Source organism: Pseudomonas frederiksbergensis (assembly GCF_003732275.1).
GTDB classification, from domain to species: domain Bacteria; phylum Pseudomonadota; class Gammaproteobacteria; order Pseudomonadales; family Pseudomonadaceae; genus Aquipseudomonas; species Aquipseudomonas frederiksbergensis_H.
Window position 1 is genome coordinate 39,974 of record NZ_MOBM01000039.1, and the last position, 25,823, is coordinate 65,796.

Here is a 25,823-nt window from a genome sequence, read left to right on the forward strand (position 1 = left end):
GTTCAGTACGCCGGGTTTCGGTCAATCAGATGGGTGTCAGGTAACCTTCCTGCAAATGCAGGACGCGATCCATCTGGCGGGCCAGGTTCATGTCGTGGGTCACCACCAGGAACGCGGTGCGCATCGAGGTGCTGAGTTCCAGCATCAAATCCTGAATGCCTTGAGCGGTGTGGGAGTCGAGGTTGCCGGTCGGCTCGTCGAGCATCACCAGGCCCGGCTTGTTCACCAGGGCACGGGCAATGGCCACACGCTGGCGTTCGCCACCGGACAATTCCGCCGGTTTGTGCTCCAGACGATGACCCAGCCCTACCCGCTCCAGCAACGCCGTCGCACGCTGACGCGCTTCCGGGATCGCGGTTTTACCGATCAGCAACGGCATGCAGACGTTTTCCAGCGCGGTGAACTCAGGCAGCAAGTGGTGGAACTGGTAAACGAAACCCAGCGACCGATTGCGCAGCAGGCCACGGGCCTTTTCGTTCAGTGCCGAGAGCTCTTCACCGGCCAGCCAGACGCTGCCCTTGGTCGGCGTATCGAGGCCGCCCAGCAGGTTGAGCAAGGTACTTTTGCCCGAACCCGAGGTACCGACGATCGCCACGCGTTCACCTGGGTGCAACTCCAGTTGCAGACCCGCCAGAACCTCTACCGATTCCGGGCCTTCCACGTAGGATTTGCCCAGGTTGCGGCAGCTCAAGATTGCTTTATCACTCATGCCCGACTCACTCATAACGTAGCGCCTCCGCAGGCTGGGTGCGCGCGGCACGCCAGGCTGGATACAGGGTGGCGAGGAAACTCAGGACCAACGCGGCGGCGCAGACCATCAACACGTCCTGGCTCTGCACTTGCGACGGCAGGTAATCGATGAAATACACGTCGGCGTTCAGGAATTTGTGGCCGATCAGCCCTTCAAGGGCCGAGATCGCGGCGCTGACGTTCAGCGCGGCGAAGATCCCGACCACAGCACCGATCAGCGTGCCGACCACACCAATGACCGTGCCCTGGACCATGAAGATCGCCATGATCTGCCCCGGCGTGGAGCCCAGGGTGCGCAGGATCGCGATGTCGCCCTTCTTATCGTTCACCACCATCACCAGCGTGGAGATGATGTTGAACGCAGCAACAGCGACAATCAGCAACAGCAGCAGGCCGATCATGGCTTTTTCCATACGGATCGCCTGATACAGGTTGCCGTGGGTGCGGGTCCAGTCGCGGGCGTAATACTGATCTTCGCCGAGTTGCTGGGCGATGGTCCACGCCACGCGTGGTGCCTGGAACAGATCGTCGAACTTCAAGCGGAGGCCCTGGACCTGATCCGGCTTCCAGCGGTGCAGCTTCGCCAGATCCTGCAAATTGGTGACGCCCAGATACCCGTCGATCTCACCCGCACCGACGTGGAAGATGCCGACCACGGTAAAGCGTTTCATGCGCGGAAACATCCCGGCCGGTGTCACGGTGACTTCCGGCGCGACAAACGTCAGCTTGTCGCCGACCGCCACGCCGAGCTTGGCCGCGGCCTTGTCGCCGATGACGATGCCGAAACTGCCCGGCGCCAGATCGTCGAGTTTGCCCTGCTGCATGAAGTTATCAATGATCGACACCTGCCGTTCCTGCACCGGGTCGATGGCATTGAGCAGCACTTTGGAAACCTTGCCGTTGTTGGTCAGCAGGCCCTGCATCTGGACAAAGGGCGCAACCGCCGCCACCTGCGGGTTCTGCTTGACCTTGGCGGCCAGGCTTTGCCAGTCGCTGATCGGCTCACCGGACTCGATGGTCGCGTGGGGCACCATGCCCAGCACGCGGGTGCGCATCTCATGATCGAAGCCGTTCATGACCGACAGCACGACGATCATCACGACCACGCCAAGGGCGAGTCCGATCATCGAGGTCAGGGAAATGAACGACACAAAATGATTGCGACGCTTTGCACGGGTATAACGCGTGCCAATAAATACGAAGAGAGGTCTGAACATGTCGGGGCTTGTTCGGAGGGAAAAGGAACGTCCTTGTGGCGGGGGTCGATAACCAGCTTTACACTCAGACCACCGCCGCTACCATGGGTTCGCCATGTCGACATTAGATGAAGAAGATCGCCGCGAATACTACCGTATCGAGGACACGATCGCACTGGAAATTCGGCCCCTGTCTGCTCCCGAAGCCGCAGGCCAGGAAGTGTTGCAGGATGCTTCCCCTCTATTCAACCTGCTCAGCGAACTGCACCTGAGCGAATTCGAGTCGCAACACCTGCTGCGACAGATCAGCGAGCGCGACCGGACCATCGCCGCATTCCTGAAATCCCAGAACAAACGCATCGACCTGCTGAGCCAGGTGGTCGCCCTGACCGTGCTCGGACAGATCGGCGAACCACAGCCAGTGATCATCTCCGAAGGGGGCATCGACTTTCAGCATCCGACGCCTATCGCCACCGGCGCGCACCTGTCGGTGAAACTGGTGCTGATGCCGCAAGCCCTTGGACTGTTGCTGCGGGCTCGCGTTACCCATTGCGACCGTAAGGGCGACGGCTACGACATCGGCACCGAGTTCGAATACCTGTCCGATGCCCAGCGGCAATTGCTGGCCCGTTACATCTTGCAGCGACAGGCACAAGAACGACGCCTGGCCCGCGAACAGAACGAATCAGGCATTTAATTTAAGGAAGAACCGTGACTCTCATCTATGGCCATCGCGGCGCCAAGGGCGAAGCACCGGAAAACACCCTGACCAGCTTTCAGGAATGCCTCAAGCACGGCGTACGCCGTTGCGAACTGGACTTGCACCTGTCCAAGGATGGCGAGTTGATGGTGATCCACGACCCGACCCTCAAACGCACCACCGAGCGTCGCGGCAAAGTAGTCGAACATACCGCCGGGGAGCTGGTGACCTACGACGCGCGCAAGGGTGGCCCGGGCTGGATCAAACCTTGCCCGATTCCAACGCTGGAAGAGTTGTTCGAAAAATGTGATTTCGATCACTGGCAGCTGGAGGTCAAAAGCGCTTCACGCACCCGTGCCGCGACCACCGTGCTGGCGATTCGTGAGATGGCTCAGCGTTTTGGTATGCGGGACAAAATCACGATTACCTCGAGCTCACGCGAAGTATTGAAAGCCGCGCTGGACCTGGTGCCGGACGTGTCTCGCGGATTGGTGGCCGAGTACGCCTGGCTAGACCCGCTGAAGGTCGCGCAAAACTATGGCTGCGAGATTCTGGCGCTGAACTGGACCCTGTGTACGCCGGAACGCCTGCAGAAGGCGCAGCGTCAGGGGTTGCATGTGTCGGTATGGACAGTCAACGAGCCCGCGCTGATGCGCAGACTCGCCGACTTCGGCGTTGACAGCCTGATTACAGACTTTCCCGGTTTGGCCACCGCCACGCTCGAGAATTGCTGAAATCGGTCTCCCCGGCCGGCTCAGGCCACCGGCCGGAGCCGCTCAAAAAAGCCGGTTGAGGCCGTCGTACGCCGCTACCCGATAGGCTTCAGCCATGGTCGGGTAGTTGAACGTCGTGTTGACGAAATACTTCAGGGTGTTCTGTTCGCCCGGCTGGTTCATGATCGCCTGACCGATGTGCACGATCTCCGACGCCTGATAACCGAAGCAGTGAACGCCCAGCACTTCCAGCGTATCGCGGTGGAACAGGATCTTCAGCATGCCTTGCGGCTCGCCGGCGATCTGCGCACGCGCCATGCCCTTGAAGAACGCCTTGCCCACTTCGTACGGCACCTTGGCCTGAGTCAGCTCCTGCTCGTTCTTGCCGATCGAGCTGATTTCCGGAATGGTGTAGATGCCGGTTGGCACGTCGTTGACGAAGCGCCAGCTGCCATTGTCGACAATACTGCCAGCGGCCGAACGGCCCTGGTCGTGGGCGGCACTGGCCAGGCTCGGCCAGCCGATCACGTCACCGGCGCCATAAATATTCGGCACGCAGGTGCGGTAGTTTTCATCGACTTCGATCTGACCACGGCTGTTGACCTTCACGCCGATGTTTTCCAGACCGAGCGCGTCGGTGTTGCCGGTACGGCCGTTGCACCAGAGCAAGGCGTCGGCCTTGATCTTCTTGCCGGACTTCAGGTGCAGGATCACACCGTTGTCCACGCCTTCGACGCGGTCGTAGTCTTCGTTGTGGCGAACCGTGATGTTGTTGTTGCTGAAGTGGTAGCTCAGGGCTTGGGAAATTTCCGAGTCGAGGAAGCTCAGCAACTGACCGCGGTTATCGACCAGCTCGACCAACACACCCAGACCACTGAAGATCGAGGCGTATTCACAACCGATCACGCCGGCGCCGTAAACGATGAGTTTGCGCGGGGTATGGCCCAGGCTGAGGATGGTGTCGCTATCGTAGATACGCGGGTGATGGAAATCGATGTCTGCCGGGCGATAAGGACGCGAGCCGGTGGCGATGATGATGTGCTTGGCCACCAGTTTTTCAACCACGCCGTTGGCGCAGACCACTTCGATGGTTTGCTCGTCGGCGAAGCTGCCGGTGCCGAAGAACACATCGACGCGGTTACGGGCATAGTAGCCGGTGCGCGAGGCGACTTGTTTGGAGATGACTTTTTCGGCGCTTTTCAAAACGTCCGGGAACGAAAACCAGCGCGGCTCACCAATCGCCCGGAACATCGGGTTGGTGTTGAACTGCATGATCTGCCGGACCGAGTGACGCAAGGCCTTGGACGGGATGGTGCCCAGGTGGGTGCAGTTGCCGCCGACCTGGCGACGACTATCGACCATCGCCACCTTGCGCCCTGCTTTGGCGGCATTCATTGCCGCGCCTTCTCCCGCCGGGCCGGAGCCCAACACCACCACGTCGTAGTTGTAGACAGCCATGCATACTCCTCAGAACAGGCCGCGGCGCCCTCGGCACCTGCGGCTAAATCACACCGATCTGCGGCGTGAAGGAACAATTTGGGGCCAGTGCAGAACCCGGACACAGTCTATAGAAGCGTCAACGCCGCGCACATTAACCCTTGGTCGCGTCGTAGGCTACTTTTGCCTGCACTACAACGCCATCAAAAATGCTTCTGATGCCGCAATCACTTGGTTTTCTCACCCGCCAGGCGTTCAAAAGCCTGATTGGTGCGTGTGACAAAACCTGTATCGGCACGAATCACAAAGAATGCACCAATGTCATGGGTTTCGGCATAGTCCCAACCCCGTTCAGGACCGAGAATCAGCAACAGCGTCGATAGGCCATCGGCCATTAACGCTGAAGGATGAATCACTGTGACTGACGCCAGGGTGTGTAGGACCGGCGCTCCGGTACGGGCATCGAAGGTGTGGGAATAGCGCCGGCCGTTCTGCTGAAAATAATTACGGTAGTCGCCGGAGGTGGACACACCGTAGCCGTCGACGGCGATGATGCGTTTGGCCACTTGTTGGTCATCGCGGGGTTCCTCAAGGGCGACGTGCCAGGCCGAGCCATCGGGTTTGTGCCCGGTAGCCTTGAGCTCTCCAGTGGCTTCAGCGAGGTAACTGTCGATGCCCAAAGCCTCGAGCCTGCCGGCGATCCGGTCGACAGCATAGCCAGCGGCGAGACTGTTGAAGTCGACTTCCACCGAGGCATCTTTACACAACCGATCGCCGTCGATGCGTAAGTGACCATATCCAACGCGCTGTCGCGCCAGGGCCAAGGCGTCGGCGGTCGGCACTTTTTCTTCCCGGGACTGCGGACCGAATCCCCACAGGTTGAGCAACGGCTCCACCGTCAGGTCGAAGGAGCCGTCGCTTTGGGATGACAACTGCTCGCCCACACGGATCAATTCGAGCACAGGGCCAGGCATGACCTGACAGCGACCGGCCGGCAATGCGTTGAAGCGTACGGTGTCCGAGTCGCTGCGATAGGTCGAGAATTGTCGATCCACTTCGGCGAGGATATTTTCTACTTCGGCCTGCACTGCTTTCGGCCCGGGCGTGGAGGAATGTCTTACGTATTGGATGGAATAACGACTGCCCATGGTCGGGCCGTCGAAGCGTTCCAGGCTGTCGCCGTTACCACAACCGGACAAAACGCCGGCCAGCACCACAAGTCCACCCCACCGTCCAGTTAACAAATCTTCATCTCCCCTCAAAACCGCGCCCGCCATTATGGGCCTCAGAGCGCATGAGAGCGAGGTCTGCCGGCGCCCGTCAGCCAGACGCAAAACCTGTGGGAGCGAGCCTGTGTGGCGAAGGGGCTTGCCCCCGTCCGATTGCGAAGCAATCGTAAATCCGGTCACCGCTATCGCGAGCAAGCTCCCACAGGCGCAGCGTTTTCAAACAAGATTTACCAGCGTGAGTACCTACAAATGTCTTCCAATACGAGCAACGGCAAAGCAATTTTTCGCGTCGTCAGCGGAAACTTCCTGGAGATGTTCGACTTCATGGTCTATGGCTTTTACGCCACGGCCATTGCTAAAACCTTCTTCCCTGCCGACAGCGCTTTCGCTTCCCTGATGCTGTCTTTGGCCACTTTCGGGGCCGGCTTCCTGATGCGTCCGCTGGGGGCGATTTTCCTTGGGGCTTACATCGACCGTCACGGCCGCCGCAAAGGCTTGATCATCACATTGGCAATGATGGCCGCCGGCACACTATTGATTGCCTGCGTTCCGGGTTACGCAACGCTGGGCGTCGCGGCGCCGCTGATCGTATTGTTCGGTCGCCTGTTGCAAGGCTTCTCGGCGGGCGTGGAACTGGGCGGTGTGTCGGTGTACCTCGCCGAGATCTCCACACCAGGCCGCAAAGGCTTCTTCGTCAGCTGGCAGTCCGCCAGTCAGCAAGCCGCGGTGGTATTCGCCGGCCTGCTCGGCGTGGGCTTGAACCATTGGCTCAGCCCGCAAGAAATGGGTGAATGGGGCTGGCGCGTACCGTTCCTGATCGGCTGCATGATCGTGCCGGTGATCTTCGTGATTCGCCGTTCGCTGGAAGAAACCCCGGAATTCCAGGCGCGCAAGCACCGCCCTACCCTGCAAGACATTGTCCGCTCGATTGGTCAGAACTTCGGCATCGTCCTCGCCGGCATGGCGCTGGTGGTGATGACCACGGTGTCGTTCTACCTGATCACCGCCTACACCCCGACCTTCGGTAAAGCCGAACTGCATTTGTCGGATCTGGATACGTTGCTGGTGACCGTGTGCATTGGCCTGTCGAATTTTTTCTGGCTGCCGGTGATGGGTTCTGTGTCTGACAGAATCGGGCGCAAACCCCTACTGTTGGCGGCGACGATTCTGGCGATCCTCACGGCTTATCCGGCGCTGTCATGGCTGATCGCGAACCCGAGCTTCAGCCATCTGCTGATCGTCGAGTTGTGGCTGTCGTTCCTGTATGGCTCGTACAACGGCGCCATGGTGGTGGCCCTGACCGAGATCATGCCGGTGGAAGTTCGCACGACCGGTTTCTCCCTTGCCTACAGCCTGGCGACCGCGACCTTTGGTGGTTTCACACCGGCGGCCTGCACGTATCTGATCCATGTGCTGGACAACAAGGCGGCGCCGGGGATCTGGCTCAGTGGCGCGGCGGTGTTGGGGTTGATTGCGACGCTGGTGCTGTTCCGGGGCAACAAGCATGAGTTGCGGACGGCGCAAGCTGCTGTAATCGGCGGTGCCTGATCGATCGCCATCGCGAGCAGGCTCGCTCCCACAGGGGTCTGCGGCGCTCACACATTGGTGATCACACCGCAATTCCAATGTGGGAGCGAGCCTGCTCGCGATGAGGCCGACACAAGCAACACACCTCCACCTAAAAACCCGCACAAACAAAAACGCCCCGACCAAAGTCAGGGCGTTTTCATGTGCGGTTAAGGCTTAGCGCGGGAACGCTGGCGGGTTTACACCGGCCATGTCTTCCATCACGCGGACTACCTGGCAGCTGTAGCCGAACTCGTTGTCGTACCAGACGTACAGAACAACGCGGTTGTCCTGAACGATGGTCGCTTCAGCGTCCACAACGCCTGCGTGGCGCGAGCCAACGAAGTCGGTGGAAACCACTTCCTGCGAATTGACGTAGTCGATTTGCTTGTGCAGATCGGAGTGCAGCGCCATGTAGCGCAGGTACTCGTTCATCTCTTCACGGGTAGCGGCTTTCTCAAGGTTCAGGTTGAGAATGGCCATCGACACGTTCGGCGTCGGAACACGGATCGCGTTACCGGTCAGCTTGCCGGCCAGCTCAGGCAGCGCCTTGGCAGCAGCGGTGGCAGCACCAGTCTCGGTGATGACCATGTTCAGCGCGGCGCTACGGCCACGGCGATCACCCTTGTGGAAGTTGTCGATCAGGTTCTGGTCGTTGGTGTACGAGTGAACAGTTTCGACGTGACCGTTGATGATGCCGAACTTGTCATTCACAGCTTTCAGCACCGGCACGATGGCGTTGGTGGTGCAGGAAGCGGCGGACACGATCTTGTCGTCAGCGGTGATTTCACCGTGGTTGATGCCGTGAACGATGTTCTTCAGCTTGCCTTTGCCAGGCGCGGTCAGAACAACGCGATCGATACCCGGGCAGGTCAGGTGCTGGCCCAGGCCGTCGGCGTCACGCCATACACCGGTGTTGTCCACCAGCAGCGCATTTTTGATGCCGTACTGGGTGTAGTCCACTTCAGTCGGGTTCTTCGCGTAGATAACCTGGATCAGGTTGCCGTTGGCGGTGATGGTGTTGTTGGCTTCATCAATGGTGATGGTGCCATTGAACGAACCATGCACCGAGTCGCGACGCAGCAGGCTGGCACGCTTGACCAGATCGTTCTCGGCGCCCTTGCGGACAACGATGGCGCGCAGACGCAGGCCGTCGCCACCACCGGTTTTCTCGATCAGGATGCGCGCCAGCAGACGGCCGATACGACCGAAGCCGTACAGAACAACGTCGGTGCCGGTACGGCCGGAACCATTCTGCTTGCCGACCACATCGGCCAGTTCGTCACGGACGAACGCTTCGGCGGTACGGCCATTACCTTCGGCTTTGAATTTGATAGCCAGCTTGCCCAGATCTACCGAAGCAGCGCCGAGCTTGAGCTCGCTCATTGCCTTGAGCAGCGGGAATGTTTCGTGGACGGACAATTCGCTGTCATCGGACTGGCGATGGCGAGCAAAGCGGTGAGCTTTGAGAATCGCGATGACAGACTGGTTGATCAGACTGCGGCCATAGATCGAGCTCACCACGTTGTTATTGCGGTAGAGCTGACCGATAAGCGGAATCATCGCTTCTGCGAGTGCTTCACGGTCGATCCATTCACCAAGACACTGGTCGGGCTTCTGAGTCACGGGAACCTTCCACATGTAGGGGCAGAAAAAAGGGGCTACATTATGCCGCCGAGTGCCTCCCGTAGCAATGCGCGCCTGTCGCACAGGCGGTAACAAAATCCTGTTCAAAAAAATTACGCCCCGCTCCAGCCCAGTAAAACCGGGGCTTTCAGCATCGTCAATTTTTTGGAGACATCGCTGCCTTGTCCGTAACCATCCGTAACACGCGTTCGTTTTGCCACTACATAATCAGTAATTTTCACTAAAAAACCGCTCGATTTTGTCATTACCACTACATTTTGCCCAACCCGCGTAATAGACATATCTGCAACTGACAGCCGGCACCTGAGGCCGTTACAATTGTCGACTTTGTCGCAACGCTTGGAGCTCAACCTTCCGTGCCCGTTCTGCGTCTACCGCTTCTCCCTGCCGCGGCAGGTAAACAGCACTGGGGCAACCTGCCCGGTGCCGCCCTGAGCCTGGCCATCGCCGAGGCCGCCAGCGCTGCCAAGCGCTTTACCCTGCTACTGACCGCCGACAGCCAGAGTGCCGAACGGCTGGAACAGGAGCTGAGTTTCTTCGCCCCGGATTTGCCTGTCCTGCATTTCCCCGACTGGGAAACCCTGCCCTACGACCTGTTCTCGCCACACCAGGACATCATTTCTCAGCGCATCTCCAGCCTGTATCGGTTGCCGGAGCTGGAGCATGGCGTGCTGGTCGTGCCAATCACCACAGCCCTGCACCGCCTGGCGCCGACCAAATTCCTGCTCGGCAGCAGCCTGGTGCTGGATGTCGGCCAGAAGCTTGATGTCGAGCAAATGCGCAGCCGGCTTGAGGCCAGCGGCTATCGTTACGTCGATACAGTCTATGAGCACGGCGAATTCACTGTACGCGGCTCGTTGATCGATCTGTTCCCGATGGGCAGTAAACTGCCCTTCCGCATCGATCTGTTCGACGACGAAATCGAAACCCTGCGTACCTTCGATCCGGAAAACCAGCGCTCCATCGACAAGGTGGACACCGTTCGCCTGCTGCCGGCGCGGGAGTTCCCTCTGCAAAAGGACGCGGTCACCCGTTTCAAGGCGCGCTTTCGCGAGCGTTTCGATGTCGACTTCCGTCGCTGCCCGATCTTTCAGGATTTGAGCAGCGGGATTACACCGGCGGGTATCGAGTACTACTTGCCGCTGTTCTTCGATGAAACCTCCACCCTGTTCGATTACCTGCCCCAGGACACACAAGTGTTCTCTTTGCCGGGCATCGAACAGGCCGCAGAGAATTTCTGGAACGACGTGCGCAATCGTTACGAAGAGCGTCGCGTCGACCCATCCCGTCCTTTATTGCCACCGGCCGAGCTGTTCTTGCCCGTGGAAGATTGCTTTGCCCGCCTGAAGAGTTGGCCCCGTGTGGTTGCCAGTCAACAGGACGTGGAAACCGGTGTCGGTCGCGAGCGCTTCCCGGCTCAGCCGCTGCCGAACCTGGCCATCGAAGCCAAGGCCACTCAGCCGTTGGCGGCGCTGGCCGGTTTCCTCGACGAATTCCCTGGCCGCGTGCTGTTTACCGCCGAGTCCGCGGGCCGTCGTGAAGTACTGTTGGAATTGCTGGAACGCTTGAAGCTGCGGCCGAAAACCGTCGACAGCTGGCCGGACTTTGTCGCCAGCAAGGAGCGCTTGGCGATCACCATCGCGCCGCTCGACGAAGGTCTGTTGCTGGACGATCCAGCGCTGGCCCTGGTCGCTGAAAGCCCGTTGTTCGGGCAGCGCGTGATGCAGCGCCGTCGTCGCGAGAAACGCGCCGATGCCAACAACGATGCAGTGATCAAAAACCTCACCGAGCTGCGCGAAAACGCACCGGTGGTGCATATCGATCATGGCGTCGGCCGCTATCTGGGGCTGACGATTCTGGAAATCGACAATCAAGCCGCCGAATTCCTGACCCTTGAATATGCCGAGAACGCCAAGCTGTACGTCCCGGTAGCCAACCTGCACCTGATCGCCCGTTACACCGGCAGCGACGATGCCCTGGCGCCGCTGCACCGCCTCGGCTCCGAGACCTGGCAGAAAGCCAAGCGCAAAGCCGCCGAACAAGTGCGCGACGTGGCCGCCGAGTTGCTCGACATCTATGCCCGCCGCGCCGCTCGCGAGGGTTATGCCTTCGCCGACCCGAAAGCCGATTACGCAACCTTCAGCGCCGGTTTCCCTTTCGAAGAAACGCCGGACCAGCAGACCACCATCGAAGCGGTGCGCGCCGACATGCTCGCGCCGAAACCGATGGATCGCCTGGTCTGCGGCGACGTCGGTTTCGGCAAGACTGAAGTGGCGATGCGCGCGGCGTTCATTGCGGTGCATGGAGGTCGTCAGGTGGCGATTCTGGTGCCGACCACCCTGCTCGCCCAGCAACACTACAACAGCTTCCGCGACCGCTTCGCCGACTGGCCCGTGAGCGTGGAAGTGATGAGCCGCTTCAAGTCGACCAAGGAAGTCAACGCCGCGGTCGCGGACCTGGCCGAAGGCAAGATCGATATCGTCATCGGCACACACAAGCTGCTGCAAGACGACGTGAAGATCAAAAACCTCGGGCTGGTAATCATCGACGAAGAGCACCGTTTCGGTGTCCGTCAGAAAGAACAGCTCAAGGCACTGCGCAGTGAAGTCGACATCCTGACGCTGACCGCCACGCCGATTCCGCGCACGCTGAACATGGCGGTATCGGGCATGCGTGACCTGTCGATCATCGCCACGCCACCGGCCCGTCGCCTGTCGGTGCGCACGTTCGTCATGGAGCAGAACAAGAGCACGGTCAAGGAGGCCTTGCTGCGTGAGTTGCTGCGTGGCGGCCAGGTCTACTACCTGCACAACGACGTGAAGACCATAGAGAAATGCGCCGCCGACCTCGCCGAACTGGTGCCGGAAGCACGGATCGGCATCGGCCACGGGCAAATGCGTGAACGCGATCTCGAACAAGTGATGAGCGACTTCTACCACAAGCGCTTCAACGTGCTGATCGCCTCGACCATCATCGAGACCGGCATCGACGTGCCGAGCGCCAATACCATCATCATCGAGCGTGCCGACAAGTTCGGCCTGGCGCAGCTGCACCAATTGCGTGGCCGCGTCGGTCGCAGTCACCACCAGGCGTATGCTTACCTGCTGACACCGCCGCGCCAGCAAATCACTCCCGACGCAGAAAAGCGCCTGGAAGCGATCGCCAATACCCAGGACCTCGGTGCGGGCTTCGTACTCGCCACCAACGACCTGGAAATCCGTGGCGCCGGCGAGCTGCTGGGCGACGGTCAGAGCGGGCAGATCCAGGCCGTCGGTTTCACCCTGTACATGGAAATGCTCGAGCGCGCGGTGAAGTCGATCCGCAAGGGCGAACAGCCGAACCTCGATCAACCGTTGGGCGGTGGTCCCGAAGTAAATCTGCGTGTACCGGCATTGATTCCCGAGGACTACCTGCCGGATGTGCATGCTCGACTGATTCTCTACAAACGCATTGCCTCGGCCACCGATGAGGAAGGTCTCAAGGACCTGCAAGTGGAGATGATCGACCGTTTCGGCCTGCTGCCGGAGCCGACCAAGAACCTGGTGCGGATCACGGCGCTGAAATTGCAGGCCGAACAGCTGGGCATCAAGAAAGTCGACGGCGGCCCGCAAGGCGGTCGTATCGAGTTCGCGGCGCAGACACCGGTCGACCCACTGACACTGATCAAACTGATCCAGAGCCAACCCAAACGCTACAAATTCGAAGGCGCCACGATGTTCAAATTCCAGGTGCCTATGGAAAGCACGCAAGAGCGTTTTAATACTGTAGAGGCGTTGTTCGAGCGCCTCATTCCGACCACTGCTTAAGGACGCCGCATGCGCCTGTTTCGCTCACTGACCTTGTTGATGACGTTGTTGATGTCACTGCTCGCCTCAACGGCGTTTGCCGATGATCTGTACCAGGTTGAAATGATTCTGGTGCGGCAAAATGCTGTGCCCGCCATCGTCAGCCGCGCAGCGCCGGAAGACTGGGCTGCCGGCGCTCAACGCGTCAGCCCCGACAGCTTTCGCACGCCGAGCCTTAATCCCGAAGTGGAAAAGCTCACCGCCAGCAACGAATACACCGTGTTGCTGCACAAGGCCTGGCAACAAAAGCTCGGCGAAGAAGCCAGCAAAGTCGCGATCAGCGAAGGCACCGAGCAGTTCGGCCAGTTCCCGATCGAGGGCACGCTGGGCCTGAAACTGGGGCGCTTCACCGACGTCGACGCCGACTTCTGGGTCAATCAGATTGATACCAACGGGCTGGTCACCGCCAGCGAACGCCTGAAACAGGAAAGCCACACCAAGAACGGTCAGCTGAACTTCCTCGACAACGGCCACCTGGGCCTGCTGATCAAGATCACCTCGCTGACCGCCCCTGCGCCTCGGCCAGTCCCCGATGAAATTCCGGACTGATTGATGCCCCCGCCCCTGAGCAAACCCCTGGCAACATCCTGGGTCAGCCGATTCAAGGAACAGAGCCTGGAGCGTGGCCGTCGCTACGCGCTGGAGAACCGCGTCAGGATCGTCGAAGTCGGCGACGCCACCATCACCGCCAGTTGCGAAGGCTCTGGCGGTAACGTTTACCGTCAGACCATTCGCCTGCGCGAGTCGGCCAAAGGCACCTTGCTGATGATCGACGCCACATGCACCTGCCCGGTTCATAGCAACTGCAAACATTGCGCGGCGGTGTTGCTGCAAGTGCAGGAAACCCTCGCTTATCCGGCCGCTGCCAAAGACGCTGAACTGCTGGAAAAACTGCAAGCCGTACTGGAAAACCGTAGCCCGAAAGCGCCGCCGCAAGTGTTGGTGGACAACGTGCAACCGGTGCCGCGCCTGTGGCTGGCGAGCATCGAGTTCAGTGCCTTCGAACCGCGCAACGGCAAGATGCAGCGGTACATCCAGCATCGCGCAGCGCTGTCCTTCAGCTATCTGGATGAATACGTCAGCGGACAGAAAAACACTGACATCCTGATTCGCCAAGAGACGCAGACGCTGCGGATAAAACGTCACCCGGAAATCGAACAAGCCTACAGGGAACAGCTGCGAATCCTCGGTTTCAAGATCGCCACCCGACAAAGCAAGGCCCTGCCGGAAAGTGCCGGCGAACTCTACGAGATGGTCAACGACAGCGCCTGGCTGACCTTCACCCTCAACGAGTTGCCAAAGCTGCGTACCCAGGGTTGGGAATTGCAGATCGACGAGGATTTCGGCTTCGACCTGACCGCCGTTGATGACTGGTACGCCACTGTCGAGCAGGCACCTGAGCGCGACTGGTTCGACTTGGAATTGGGGATTATCGTCAACGGCGAACGGCTGAGCCTGTTGCCGATCCTGTTGAACCTGATGCGTTCGCATACCGAGATCCTCAACCCGGAACGGCTCGCCCGGCGTCGCGATGACGAACTGATTCTGGTGAACATCCCGCAGCGCCGCAGCACCGACCAAGGCCCGTTGCAGGTCGCCCTGCCCTTCGGCCGCCTGAAACCGGTACTGGCCACCCTCGGCGAGTTTTACCTGCAAGAGCCCGGCGAAACCACGTTGCGCCTGAGCAAGGCCGACGCCACACGACTGAATCCGCTGGAAGGCCTGCCGTTGCTCTGGGAAGGTGGCGAGCAGATCCGCACCTTTGCCCAGCGCCTGCGTGATATCAAAGACCACACTGCGGTGGCACCCGAAGGCTTGAATGCCACCTTGCGCCCGTATCAGCTGGAAGGTCTGAGCTGGATGCAGTCGTTGCGCCAACTGGAAGTCGGCGGGATTCTCGCGGACGACATGGGTTTGGGCAAAACCCTACAGACCCTGGCGCACATTCTCAGCGAGAAGAACGCCGGGCGCCTTGACCGGCCGTGCATGGTGGTCATGCCCACCAGCCTGATCCCCAACTGGCTCGACGAAGCCGCGCATTTCACGCCGCAGCTCAAAGTACTGGCGCTGTACGGTGCCAGTCGCAAAAAGCATTTCGAGCACCTGGCCGATTACGACCTGATCCTGACCACTTATGCACTGTTGCCCAAGGACGTCGAACGCCTGGCCGCGCAACCGTTTCATGTACTGGTACTGGATGAAGCGCAGTACATCAAGAACCCCAACAGCAAGGCCGCCCATGCAGCCCGTGAGCTGAATGCTCGCCAGCGCCTGTGCCTGAGTGGCACGCCGCTGGAAAACCATCTGGGAGAGTTGTGGTCACTGTTCCACTTCCTGCTGCCCGGCTGGCTCGGTGACGTGAAAAGCTTCAACCGCGATTACCGCGTACCGATAGAAAAACGTGCCAGCGAAGTAAGACTTCAACACCTCAACGGTCGGATAAAACCGTTCCTGCTGCGCAGAACCAAGGAACAAGTGGCCACCGAACTGCCGCCGAAAACCGAGATCATCCATTGGGTCGAGCTCAATGAAGCCCAGCGCGACGTGTACGAAACCATGCGCCTGGCCATGGACAAAAAAGTCCGCGACGAGATCACCCGCAAGGGCGTGGCGCGCAGCCAGATCATCATTCTCGAGGCCCTGCTGAAGCTGCGTCAGGTGTGCTGTGATTTACGCCTGGTCAACGATGCTGCGCTGCCCGCGCGCGGGAGCACTTCCGGCAAGCTCGATAGCCTCATGGAAATGCTTGAAGAGTTGTTCGAAGAAGGTCGGCGGATTCTGCTGTTTTCGCAGTTCACCTCAATGCTGTCCTTGATCGAGGACGAGCTGAAAAAACGTGGCGTGGCGTATGCGATCCTGACCGGACAAACCCGCGACCGACGCACGCCAGTGAAGGAATTCCAGGGCGGCAAGCGTCAGATCTTTCTGATCAGCCTGAAGGCCGGCGGCGTAGGACTGAACCTGACCGAAGCGGACACGGTGATTCACTATGACCCTTGGTGGAACCCGGCGACAGAAAATCAGGCGACTGATCGCGCGTATCGCATTGGTCAGGAGAAGCCGGTATTCGTCTACAAGATGATTGCCAGGGGTACGGTGGAAGAGAAAATTCAGCATCTGCAGAAGGAAAAATCCGATCTTGCCGCAGGCGTGCTGGATGGGCGCAAAACCGGAGACTGGAAATTGCAGAGCGATGATATCGAGGCGTTGTTTGCGCCGTTGCCGGAAAAAATTGATAAGTAGCGTTGATTATTAAATCGCCATCGCGAGCAGGCTCGGTCCCACATTAATTTTGTGCTGCCTCCATTATGGTGGGCAAACACAGATCCAATGTGGGAGCGAGCCTGCTCGCGATGGGGTCGACTCGGTATAACGACTGATTAGCCCTTAAGCACCCGCGCCAACGTCGACTTCACCTTACCCATACCGTCATGCAATGCCTGCTCGATCTCGGCCATGGTGATCACCGCTGTCGACTTGCCCGCTGCCGGGTTCACCACCAGCGCCAGACAGGCATAATCCAGTTCCAGCTCACGTGCCAATGCCGCTTCCGGCATGCCGGTCATGCCGACGATATCGCAACCGTCACGTTCCAGGCGCGCAATTTCAGCGACGGTTTCCAGACGCGGTCCCTGGGTGCAGGCATACACGCCATGGCTGGTGTAGCCAACACCTTCAGCCGCCAACGCCGCGATCAATTGCTGACGCAGGAGTTCGCTATAGGGATAGCTGAAGTCAATGTGCGTGACCTGTTCCAGGTCATCGGCGAAATAGGTGTGTTCGCGACCGCTGGTGTAGTCGATCAATTGGTGCGGAACGCAGAAATGTCCGGTGCCCATCGCAGCATGAATCCCGCCCACGGCGTTGACCGCGAGAATCGCTTCAGCACCGGCCTGCTTCAAGGCCCACAGGTTGGCACGGTAGTTCACCTGATGCGGCGGGAACCGGTGTGGGTGCCCGTGACGCGCGAGAAACAGCACTTCCTTGCCAGCGTATTCACCGATCTGCACTTCGGCTGAAGGCGCGCCGTAGGGAGTGTCCACCGCCAATGACTGACGAATGCTCAGGCCTTCGAGCTGAGTCAGGCCGGTGCCACCGATAATCGCGTAAACCGTCATTGCAAAAAGTCCTTAATCAATCAATTGAGCTTCTTTGAGCGCGCCGATGGCCGTCAGCCAGCGCGGGTCTTGACGGTATTCGGTGTTGGCATACGACTGCCCACGCATCCGCGCAATACGCGCCGACGGCTTGACCTTCAAACGCTGGGCAGCGCTCAAAGCCAGCTCGGCAGCCGCGCGATCGTTGCACACCAGGCCCATGTCGCAACCGGCGGTCAATGCCGCTTCGATGCGACTGGCGGCATCGCCGACCACATGGGCACCTGCCATGGACAGATCGTCGCTGAAGATCACGCCTTCAAACTGCAGTTCGCCGCGCAGGATGTCCTGCAACCAGCGACGGGAGAAGCCGGCAGGCTGGGAGTCGACTTGAGGATAAATCACATGGGCCGGCATGACGGCGGCCAGTTGTTTGCTCAGTCGCGCAAACGGCACCAGGTCATTGGCGCGGATCTCGTCGAGGCTACGCTCGTCGTTGGGAATCGCGACGTGCGAATCGGCCTCGGCCCAGCCATGACCGGGGAAATGCTTGCCGGTGGCGGCCATTCCGGCACTGTTCATACCACGGATGAAAGCTCCGGCGAGCAAGGCGGCGCGCTCGGGATCGCCTTCGAATGAACGAGTCCCGACAACGGCGCTGCGCTGGTAATCCAGATCCAGCACCGGAGCGAAGCTCAGGTCGAGACCGGCCGCCAGCACTTCGGTCGCCATGATCCAGCCACACTGCTCGGCCAGGTCTTCGGCATTCGGGTTATCGGCGATGGCACGCATGGCTGGCAGTCGCACGAAGCCCTGACGCAGCCGCTGAACCCGACCGCCCTCTTGATCCACCGCCAGCAACAGATCGGGACGAATGGCGCGGATCGAAGCGCTCAATTCGCGCACTTGACGCGGGTGTTCGATGTTGCGGGCAAAAATGATCAGGCCGCCCACTTCGGGCTGGCGCAACAATTGGCGATCTTCAGCCGTCAGCCAGGTACCGGCGACGTCCACCATCAACGAGCCTTGCAGGCCAGCAGTCATAGAGATTCCTTGATTACGATAAACCCGACCCGCACGAATTCGCCGCCATGGGCAGAGCCCGGCAGGTCGGCGATATCAATGAGGAGCGGATTCAGAACGAGAGTCGGCATGGGCGGCTAGCTTAGCGGATGTCAGCTGCCGCGCCCACCCGTGTGCGGTTAAACCTTGGCGGCGACCGGAGCCGATTTGCTGCGTGGACGCAACTGCGCGGTGGCCATGGCAGTGTCGGTGACGCCGGTTTCGGCCCGCATGCCAGCGGCCAGGAACGGCACCATCAGACGCATCACTTGTTCGATGGAGGTGTTGACGCCGAAATCGGTCTCGGCAATCGCACGCAAGGCCTTGATCCCCGACATGCTGAACGCCGCTGCACCCAGCATGAAGTGCACACGCCAGAACAGTTCGATAGGGGGAATGCGCGGCGCGGCCTCGTTGACCAGCATCATGTAGCGGCGGAACACCTTGCCGTACATATCTTCCAGATAACGACGCAAGTGCCCTTGGCTCTGACTGAACGCCAGCCCCAGCAAACGCATGAAAATGGACAAGTCGTTGCCGCTGCGTGGCTGCACCACCAGGGCTTGCTCGACAAGGATCTCCAGCAACTCTTCAAGGGTCGGCTTGTTCTCGGGCTTGGCCTGACGACGCTCCAGCTCTTTATCGAGACTGAGGCAGAATGGCCCGAGAAAACGCGAGAAGACCGCCTGAATCAGCGCCTTCTTCGACCCGAAGTGATAATTCACCGCCGCCAGATTGACACCGGCCTTGCTGGTGATCAGACGCAATGAGGTTTCAGCAAAACCTTTTTCTGCGAACAACTGCTCGGCAGCATCGAGAATGCGTTCAACGGTTTCCGACTGGGCCATGGCTACTCCGCCTGACAAACACTTGTTTGAAACATACGTTTCAGCCTTGGCCTTGTCAAGTCTGGCGGTTCGTTTTGGGAATGGTCGGTCAGGTATTTAACCATACAACAGTGCCGCTTCAATCCGCGAGCGAAATGACCATCCAGCGGCCGACAAAAAATGGGGCATTGCCAAGACCAGTTCACTGTATATAATCCCAGTCACTGTATAAAAAGACAGAGCGATCAATATGCTAAAGCTTACGCCACGCCAAGCAGAGATTCTGGCCTTCATCAAACGTTGCCTCGAAGACAACGGCTACCCGCCGACCCGCGCGGAAATCGCTCAGGAACTGGGTTTCAAATCGCCCAATGCGGCGGAAGAACACCTCAAGGCACTGGCTCGCAAGGGGGCGATCGAGATGACTCCGGGCGCCTCCCGCGGCATCCGCATCCCTGGCTTCGAAGCCAAGGCCGACGAGTCCAGCTTGCCGATCATTGGCCGGGTGGCTGCCGGTGCGCCGATCCTCGCCCAGCAGCACATCGAAGAATCCTGCAACATCAACCCTTCCTTCTTCCATCCTCGCGCCGACTATCTGCTGCGGGTCCATGGCATGAGCATGAAGGACGTCGGCATTTTCGACGGCGATCTGCTGGCCGTCCATACCACCCGTGAAGCCCGCAACGGCCAGATCGTGGTGGCGCGGATCGGCGACGAAGTGACCGTCAAGCGCTTCAAGCGCGACGGCAGCAAGGTTTGGTTGATTGCCGAAAACCCTGAATTCGCACCTATCGAAGTCAACCTGAAAGATCAGGAGCTGGTTATCGAAGGCTTGAGTGTCGGCGTGATTCGCCGCTAAAGGAGGCTTTATGCAGTTCCCACATACCTCACAGCAAGCCCAACTGCCGTTGTTTGAGGCGTTCATGGCACAGCCATTGGCGCCGATCCTGAAAGACGTGGTCGAATCGCCCTGGAGCGCCGAGCCCGAAGTCTTCAGCGAGCTATCACTGCGCGGCGCGGCCGGGAACTGCCTGAACCTTCTGGCACCGATTCTCAGGGAACTGAGTCAGGATCAGGATGCGCGCTGGCTGACGCTAATCGCCCCGCCCGCCAGCCTGACACAAGCCTGGTTACGCGACGCCGGCCTGAACCGTGAGCGCATTCTGCTCCTGCAACCGCGCGGCACGCAGAGCGCTCAGCAGTTGACCTGCGAAGCCTTGCGACTTGGCCGCAGCCATACGGTCGTCAGCTGGCTTAACCCGCTGAGCACAACATCGCGGCAACAGTTGATCAGCGCCGCCCGTATCGGAGATGCGCAAAGTCTGAATATTCGACTGGGCTAACTGACAAATACTGTGCGCGCTGAACAGCGCGGGGCTTCTCCAGGGATAGAGAAGCCAATTTGTAGAGGTATCCGAAGAATCCGACGGGCGGGATCAATGAAGAACCCGCGGCCCCTCTTCCTTATCAAATTCGCCTTCAACCAGGCGTCCTGCCATCTGAACACCGACGCTCAACATCGCCTTGGCGACTTCCACATGCTGGCCTTGCAGGAAAACCTTGGCATCCTCGGAGAAATCCAAAGTAACCAGAGAACCTTCGTCCTCGGCCCTGCGCAGCTCGATTCGGCCGTCTGGTAACTCGACAATTTCTAGAAAGGACGTTGGCATAAAGGTCTGTTCTCCACGAAAGGCGGGGATTATATAGGCATCAGCCAAGCTTCGCTCGGGATCTTGACCAAATGCCATCACGAAGAGAAATTTCTGACATCACTCTTCCTTGAGCAGACCCTTCCCTAAACACTCAATCCTTCAGCACTCGTTCAACCCTTCGCGAAACCGAATCGCCAGACCTTTAAGGTTCTGACGCCAGCTCTCCAGCTCTTCCCGACTCAGCTCTTCGGGCGCCTCTTCTTCATCCAGATTAACGGCCAGAATAAGCGGCTGCGTCACATCGCCCTTGGGCTTGTGCGGAGCGCGAGGCGGCTGAAACAGTGCGGCATGTGCCGATAGCAGCTTGGCCAGCCAGGTTTCAGGGTTTTGCGCCAGTTCGACCATCTCGGCCATTTCCGGAATAGCGATGGTTTCCAGCACTTCGCGGGTCAGCAGCATCTCCGCCCGCGGCGCATTGGCCTGAGGCAGGCGATAGAAACCGGCGATTTCATGGCACAGTCCCAACAGCGCACCGTACAGGTGAAACAACGCCGATTCGCGCCCGGCCTGAATCAGCGCCAGGGAGTTCATCGCCCGCCCCTCTTCGGCTTTGGCGAGCGCTTCCAGCGACAGGCCGGCGAAATAAATCTTCTGGTTGGTACGGGTATAGAGTTCGTGGGCCATGACGGCAGCCTCCACAACGAAATAATTGCTTCACGCAGGTCAGACAGTGTCGTGGATCACCTGAGCTTCCCGCAAGCCCAAAACAAAAGGCCGCATGAAAACCCGAGGGTTGTCATGCGGCCTTTTGTGTCCAGCCTTTTAAGCCTTGGCTGATGGACGCTTGTCTTCAACCGTCCACTTGCCACCGTCGTAATACGCCTTCCAGCCAGTCGGCTTACCGTCGACCTCTGTCTGCACGTACTGCTCTTTGGTCTTGCGGCTGTAACGGATCACTGCCGGGAGACCGTCCGGGTCTTTCTTCGGCGCTTCGCAGAGGAAGTGGTACTTCGGATCGATCTCATCCTTGTGCGGCACGATCTCCATGACCAATGGAGCACGGGTCTCACGGTTTTTCGGGAACTGGCTGGCCGCCAGGAACAGGCCGGAAGCACCGTCGCGCAGGATGTAGGTGTCGTTGACCTTTTCGCATTTGAGCTCAGGCATCTTCACCGGGTCCATCTTCGGCGGCGCCGCATCACCGCTTTTCAGCAGTTTGCGGGTATTTTTGCAGGTCGGATTTGTGCAACCGAAGAACTTGCCAAAACGACCGGTCTTGAGCTGCATCTCACTGCCGCACTTATCGCATTCCAGACTCGGGCCTTCATAGCCCTTGATGCGGTAGGTGCCCTCTTCGATTTCGTAGCCAGAGCAATCCGGGTTGTTGCCGCAGATGTGCAGCTTGCGCTTCTCGTCGAGCAGGTAAGCATCCATGGCCGTGCTGCAGATCGGGCAGCGATGCTTGCCACGCAGGACCAGCGACTCGGATTCACCCTCGTCGTCCGCGGCGATTTCATCGCCAGGCACCAGGTTGACGGTGGCTTTGCAGCGCTCTTTCGGCGGCAGGCTGTAGCCCGAGCAACCGAGGAACACGCCTGTCGACGCAGTACGGATCTGCATCGGACGACCGCACAACACGCACGGAATGTCAGTCATTACCGGCTGGTTGGCGCGCATGCCGCCTTCGGCGCTTTCTGCCACTTCGAGTTTCTTCTTGAAGTCGCCGTAGAACTCGTCGAGCACGTTTTTCCAGTCGCGTTCACCCTGGGCCACGTCATCGAGGTTCTCTTCCATGCCGGCGGTGAAGCCGTAGTCCATGAGATTGGAGAAGCTCTCGGCCAGACGCTCGGTGACGATGTCGCCCATCTTTTCCGAATAGAAACGACGGTTGTGCAGCGCCACGTAGCCGCGGTCCTGGATGGTCGAAATGATCGCCGCGTAGGTCGAAGGACGACCGATGCCGCGTTTTTCCATTTCTTTAACCAGGCTCGCTTCCGAGTAACGCGCCGGCGGCTTGGTGAAGTGTTGGGTCGGATCAAGCTTGATCAGCTTCATCGCGTCGCCCTGGGCCATGTCCGGCAGCACGTCGTCATCGCCAGGCTTGGCAATTTGCGGCATGACGCGGGTGTAACCGTCGAACTTCAGGATGCGGCCCTTGGCACGCAGCTCGAAGTCGCCGGCACCGACGGTGACTGTGGTCGACAGGTATTGCGCCGGCAGCATCTGGCAGGCCAGGAACTGGCGCCAGATCAGCTCGTAAAGCCGCTCCGCATCACGCTCCATGCCCGACAGCTTGCTTGGCTCGGTATTGGCGTCGGACGGACGAATCGCTTCGTGAGCCTCTTGTGCGCCTTCCTTGCTGCTATAGACGTTCGGGTTTTCCGGCAGGTATTTCTTGCCGAACTCACCTTCAATATAGGTACGCGCCATCGCCACGGCATCGACCGAGAGGTTGGTGGAGTCGGTACGCATATACGTGATGTAGCCGGCTTCGTACAAACGCTGGGCCATCATCATGGTTTTCTTCACACCGAAGCCCAGGCGGTTACTCGCGGCCTGTTGCAGGGTGGAAGTGATGAACGGTGCCGACGGCTTGCTGCTGGTCGGCTTGTCTTCGCGCTTGACGATGCTGTAGCTGGAAGCCTTGAGCTTTTCCAGCGCGGCCATGGCCTGGGCTTCGTTCAGCGGCTTGAAGGCTTCGCCTTTCTCGCGGGCCACGTCGAAACGCACGGTCGCGCCCTTGGCGGTGCCGAGGTCGGCATGAACTTCCCAGTACTCTTCCGGGTTGAACGCGCGAATTTCACGCTCACGCTCGACCACCAGCTTCACGGCAACCGATTGCACGCGACCGGCGGACAGGCCACGGGCGACCTTGGCCCATAGCAGCGGCGAAACCATGTAACCCACCACGCGGTCGAGGAAGCGACGCGCCTGCTGGGCGTTTACTCGATCGATGTCCAGCTCGCCCGGTTTGGAGAAGGCTTCCTGGATCGCTTTCTTGGTGATTTCGTTGAACACCACGCGCTTGTAGCGGCTGTCGTCACCACCGATGGCTTCGCGCAGGTGCCAGGCAATGGCTTCCCCCTCGCGATCCAAGTCGGTTGCGAGATAGATGGTGTCAGCATCTTTGGCGAGCCGGCGCAGCTCTTCGATGACTTTTTCCTTGCCCGGGAGGATCTCGTACTTGGCTTTCCAGCCATGATCGGGATCGACACCCATGCGCGAGACCAGCTGCTTGCGCGCTTTCTCTTTCGGCGTGAGCACCGGACCTTCACCTGCGGCGGCCTTGCCGCGCTTGGCGGCAGGCTCTTTGCTGGCGCTAGCCGAACCGCTGGTGGGCAGGTCTCGGATATGGCCGATACTCGACTTCACCACGTATTGGTTACCCAGATACTTGTTGATGGTCTTGGCCTTAGCCGGGGATTCCACAATGACCAGCGATTTGCCCATGGATCAGAAAATTCCTGAATTCTAGAAGTGAAAGGCGGTTGGCGCCTGACGCGGCACCGCTATATATAGTGGCTACAAGGTGAGGTCAAGCGCAGGGTTCTGCGCGCACTCCCCTTATGGCTGCGGAAAAACGCTCGGTTCGGCTTGCACCAAAGCAAAGCGTGGCACCTGTTCGCCGTCAACCTCGACCGACTCCAGGAACATGCTCAAGGGGCGCACCCAAAAGCCGTAATCGCCATACAGGGCTTGGTAAAAGACTACTTCCTCTTCGGTTTCCGAATGCCGCGCAACAGCGAATACGCGGTACTGCGGACCTTTGTAATGTTCGTAGAGCCCAGGTTGTATCGGCATGCTTTGGCCCTCACTGAAATTTTTTCAAAATAAAAACAAAATAAATCCGGAAAAACAAAAACCGGGGCACTTGGCCCCGGCTTCCATCAGCGAAACGCTTAAACGCGTTCGAAGACGGTGGAGATGCCTTGGCCGAGACCAATGCACATGGTAGCCACCCCGAAGGTGCCGCCATTCTGCTTCATCACGTTCAGCAAAGTGCCGGAGATACGGGCACCGGAGCAACCGAACGGGTGACCCAGGGCGATCGCGCCGCCGTGCAGGTTAACCTTCTCGTTCATCTTGTCGAGCACTTTCAAATCTTTCAGCACTGGCAGCGCCTGTGCGGCGAAAGCTTCGTTGAGCTCGAAGAAGTCGATATCGTTGATACCAAGACCCGCGCGCTTCAGTGCTTTCTGCGTTGCCGGTACTGGACCATAGCCCATGATCGCCGGGTCCACACCTGCCACTGCCATCGAACGAATCACCGCCATCGGCTGGATGCCCAGGTCCTGGGCACGCTGCGCCGACATCACGATCATGCACGAAGCACCGTCGGTGATCTGCGACGAAGTACCGGCTGTCACGGTGCCGCCCTTCGGATTAAACGCTGGCTTCAGAGCTGCCAGGCTTTCCAGGGTGGTTTCCGGACGAATGGTTTCGTCGTAGTCGAACAGTTTCAGGAAACCGTTCTCGTCGTAGCCCTGCATCGGGATGATTTCGTCTTTGAACTTGCCTTCCAGAGTCGCTTTGTGGGCGAGCTGGTGGGAGCGCACGCCAAAGGCGTCCTGTTGTTCGCGAGTAATGCCGTGCATTTTGCCGAGCATTTCTGCGGTCAGGCCCATCATGCCCGAGGCTTTCGCCGCGTACAGAGACATGTGCGGGTTCGGATCGACACCGTGCATCATGCTCACGTGACCCATATGCTCGACGCCACCAACCACGAACACGTCACCGTTACCGGTCATGATCGCTTGCGCAGCGGTGTGCAGAGCACTCATCGACGAGCCACACAGACGGCTGACGGTCTGGCCGGCGGCGGTGTGCGGGATCTGCGTCATCAGGGACGCCATGCGGGCGATGTTCCAGCCCTGCTCCAGGGTCTGGTTCACACAGCCCCAGATCACGTCTTCGACTTCGCTCGGGTCGACCTTGACGTTGCGTTCCAGCAATTTGCTGATCAGGTGCGCCGACATGTCTTCGGCGCGGGTGTTGCGGTGCATGCCGCCCTTGGAGCGGCCCATCGGCGTACGACCGAAGTCGACAATCACGACGTCTCTAGGATTCAAGCTCATATACTTTCACTCTCGCTCTAGTGTGGG

21 protein-coding genes are annotated in these 25,823 nt (G+C 59.4%); 8 read left to right on the forward strand and 13 right to left on the reverse strand.

What is annotated here, in order from left to right:
• Positions 1–25: 25 nt before the first annotated feature.
• Both lolD and BK662_RS26150 read right to left on the reverse strand, forming a co-directional pair.
• Positions 26–709: a lipoprotein-releasing ABC transporter ATP-binding protein LolD gene (lolD, locus tag BK662_RS26145; RefSeq protein WP_020700644.1), complete on the reverse strand. Its 684-nt coding sequence runs from the start codon at positions 707–709 to the stop codon at positions 26–28.
• Positions 710–716: 7 nt separating this feature from the next.
• The gene (locus BK662_RS26150; RefSeq protein WP_123359980.1) at positions 717–1,967 is read right to left on the reverse strand and encodes a lipoprotein-releasing ABC transporter permease subunit; all 1,251 of its coding nucleotides are present in this window, start codon (positions 1,965–1,967) and stop codon (positions 717–719) included.
• 94 nt (positions 1,968–2,061) lie between these two features.
• Here BK662_RS26150 and BK662_RS26155 point away from each other — a divergent pair, with 94 nt between their 5' ends.
• Positions 2,062–2,643 (forward strand): PilZ domain-containing protein, encoded by a 582-nt coding sequence (locus BK662_RS26155; RefSeq protein ID WP_123359981.1) that lies wholly within the window; start codon positions 2,062–2,064, stop codon positions 2,641–2,643.
• 14 nt (positions 2,644–2,657) lie between these two features.
• Positions 2,658–3,380 carry a glycerophosphodiester phosphodiesterase gene (locus BK662_RS26160; RefSeq protein WP_123359982.1) on the forward strand — a complete coding sequence of 241 codons (723 nt, stop codon included), beginning with the start codon at positions 2,658–2,660 and terminating at the stop codon, positions 3,378–3,380.
• A 42-nt stretch (positions 3,381–3,422) separates the two neighbouring features.
• On the opposite strand, the gene sthA is transcribed toward BK662_RS26160, so the two are convergent.
• Entirely contained in the window at positions 3,423–4,817 is a 1,395-nt protein-coding gene (gene sthA, locus BK662_RS26165) for a Si-specific NAD(P)(+) transhydrogenase (protein ID WP_105346766.1), read from the reverse strand.
• A gap of 206 nt (positions 4,818–5,023) precedes the next feature.
• Positions 5,024–6,073 (reverse strand): FAD:protein FMN transferase, encoded by a 1,050-nt coding sequence (locus BK662_RS26170; protein WP_259695959.1) that lies wholly within the window; start codon positions 6,071–6,073, stop codon positions 5,024–5,026.
• 201 nt (positions 6,074–6,274) lie between these two features.
• Here BK662_RS26170 and BK662_RS26175 point away from each other — a divergent pair, with 201 nt between their 5' ends.
• Positions 6,275–7,573 carry an MFS transporter gene (locus BK662_RS26175; RefSeq protein WP_123359984.1) on the forward strand — a complete coding sequence of 433 codons (1,299 nt, stop codon included), beginning with the start codon at positions 6,275–6,277 and terminating at the stop codon, positions 7,571–7,573.
• 195 nt (positions 7,574–7,768) lie between these two features.
• Here BK662_RS26175 and BK662_RS26180 read toward each other — a convergent pair whose 3' ends face one another.
• Positions 7,769–9,232, reverse strand: coding sequence for a glyceraldehyde-3-phosphate dehydrogenase (locus BK662_RS26180; protein WP_123359985.1), 1,464 nt, complete (start codon positions 9,230–9,232; stop codon positions 7,769–7,771).
• A gap of 362 nt (positions 9,233–9,594) precedes the next feature.
• Between BK662_RS26180 and mfd the strand changes: the two genes are divergently transcribed.
• From mfd to BK662_RS26195, 3 genes are read left to right on the forward strand one after another with little or no spacing between them, the layout of a single operon-like run.
• Entirely contained in the window at positions 9,595–13,044 is a 3,450-nt protein-coding gene (gene mfd / locus BK662_RS26185) for a transcription-repair coupling factor (RefSeq protein WP_123359986.1), read from the forward strand.
• Between the two features lie 9 nt (positions 13,045–13,053).
• Positions 13,054–13,632: a CsiV family protein gene (locus BK662_RS26190; RefSeq protein WP_123359987.1), complete on the forward strand. Its 579-nt coding sequence runs from the start codon at positions 13,054–13,056 to the stop codon at positions 13,630–13,632.
• Positions 13,633–13,635: 3 nt separating this feature from the next.
• Positions 13,636–16,326 (forward strand): DEAD/DEAH box helicase, encoded by a 2,691-nt coding sequence (locus BK662_RS26195; RefSeq protein WP_123359988.1) that lies wholly within the window; start codon positions 13,636–13,638, stop codon positions 16,324–16,326.
• Between the two features lie 137 nt (positions 16,327–16,463).
• On the opposite strand, the gene BK662_RS26200 is transcribed toward BK662_RS26195, so the two are convergent.
• The 3 genes from BK662_RS26200 to BK662_RS26210 form a co-directional block, all read right to left on the reverse strand.
• Complete coding sequence (locus BK662_RS26200; RefSeq protein ID WP_123359989.1) at positions 16,464–17,201, reverse strand: S-methyl-5'-thioinosine phosphorylase; 738 nt, start codon at positions 17,199–17,201, stop codon at positions 16,464–16,466.
• Positions 17,202–17,213: 12 nt separating this feature from the next.
• Positions 17,214–18,212 carry a beta-N-acetylhexosaminidase gene (gene nagZ / locus BK662_RS26205; RefSeq protein WP_185047202.1) on the reverse strand — a complete coding sequence of 333 codons (999 nt, stop codon included), beginning with the start codon at positions 18,210–18,212 and terminating at the stop codon, positions 17,214–17,216.
• Between the two features lie 170 nt (positions 18,213–18,382).
• Complete coding sequence (locus BK662_RS26210; RefSeq protein WP_007907768.1) at positions 18,383–19,090, reverse strand: TetR/AcrR family transcriptional regulator; 708 nt, start codon at positions 19,088–19,090, stop codon at positions 18,383–18,385.
• A 229-nt stretch (positions 19,091–19,319) separates the two neighbouring features.
• On the opposite strand from BK662_RS26210, the gene lexA reads away from it, so the two are divergent.
• Both lexA and sulA read left to right on the forward strand, forming a co-directional pair.
• A complete protein-coding gene (gene lexA, locus BK662_RS26215) occupies positions 19,320–19,928 on the forward strand; it encodes a transcriptional repressor LexA (RefSeq protein ID WP_007907770.1) in 609 nt (202 codons plus the stop codon).
• 10 nt (positions 19,929–19,938) lie between these two features.
• Positions 19,939–20,412: an SOS-induced cell division inhibitor SulA gene (gene sulA / locus BK662_RS26220; RefSeq protein WP_008073066.1), complete on the forward strand. Its 474-nt coding sequence runs from the start codon at positions 19,939–19,941 to the stop codon at positions 20,410–20,412.
• A gap of 93 nt (positions 20,413–20,505) precedes the next feature.
• On the opposite strand, the gene BK662_RS26225 is transcribed toward sulA, so the two are convergent.
• The 5 genes from BK662_RS26225 to fadA form a co-directional block, all read right to left on the reverse strand.
• Positions 20,506–20,739: a hypothetical protein gene (locus BK662_RS26225; protein ID WP_007907774.1), complete on the reverse strand. Its 234-nt coding sequence runs from the start codon at positions 20,737–20,739 to the stop codon at positions 20,506–20,508.
• A 141-nt stretch (positions 20,740–20,880) separates the two neighbouring features.
• Positions 20,881–21,405: a DUF6586 family protein gene (locus tag BK662_RS26230; protein ID WP_038979974.1), complete on the reverse strand. Its 525-nt coding sequence runs from the start codon at positions 21,403–21,405 to the stop codon at positions 20,881–20,883.
• Positions 21,406–21,543: 138 nt separating this feature from the next.
• Complete coding sequence (topA, locus tag BK662_RS26235; RefSeq protein WP_123359991.1) at positions 21,544–24,171, reverse strand: type I DNA topoisomerase; 2,628 nt, start codon at positions 24,169–24,171, stop codon at positions 21,544–21,546.
• 114 nt (positions 24,172–24,285) lie between these two features.
• Complete coding sequence (locus BK662_RS26240) at positions 24,286–24,522, reverse strand: DUF1653 domain-containing protein (protein ID WP_007907781.1); 237 nt, start codon at positions 24,520–24,522, stop codon at positions 24,286–24,288.
• A gap of 98 nt (positions 24,523–24,620) precedes the next feature.
• Positions 24,621–25,796, reverse strand: coding sequence for an acetyl-CoA C-acyltransferase FadA (gene fadA / locus BK662_RS26245; protein ID WP_008007076.1), 1,176 nt, complete (start codon positions 25,794–25,796; stop codon positions 24,621–24,623).
• Between the last annotated feature and the right edge of the window lie 27 nt (positions 25,797–25,823).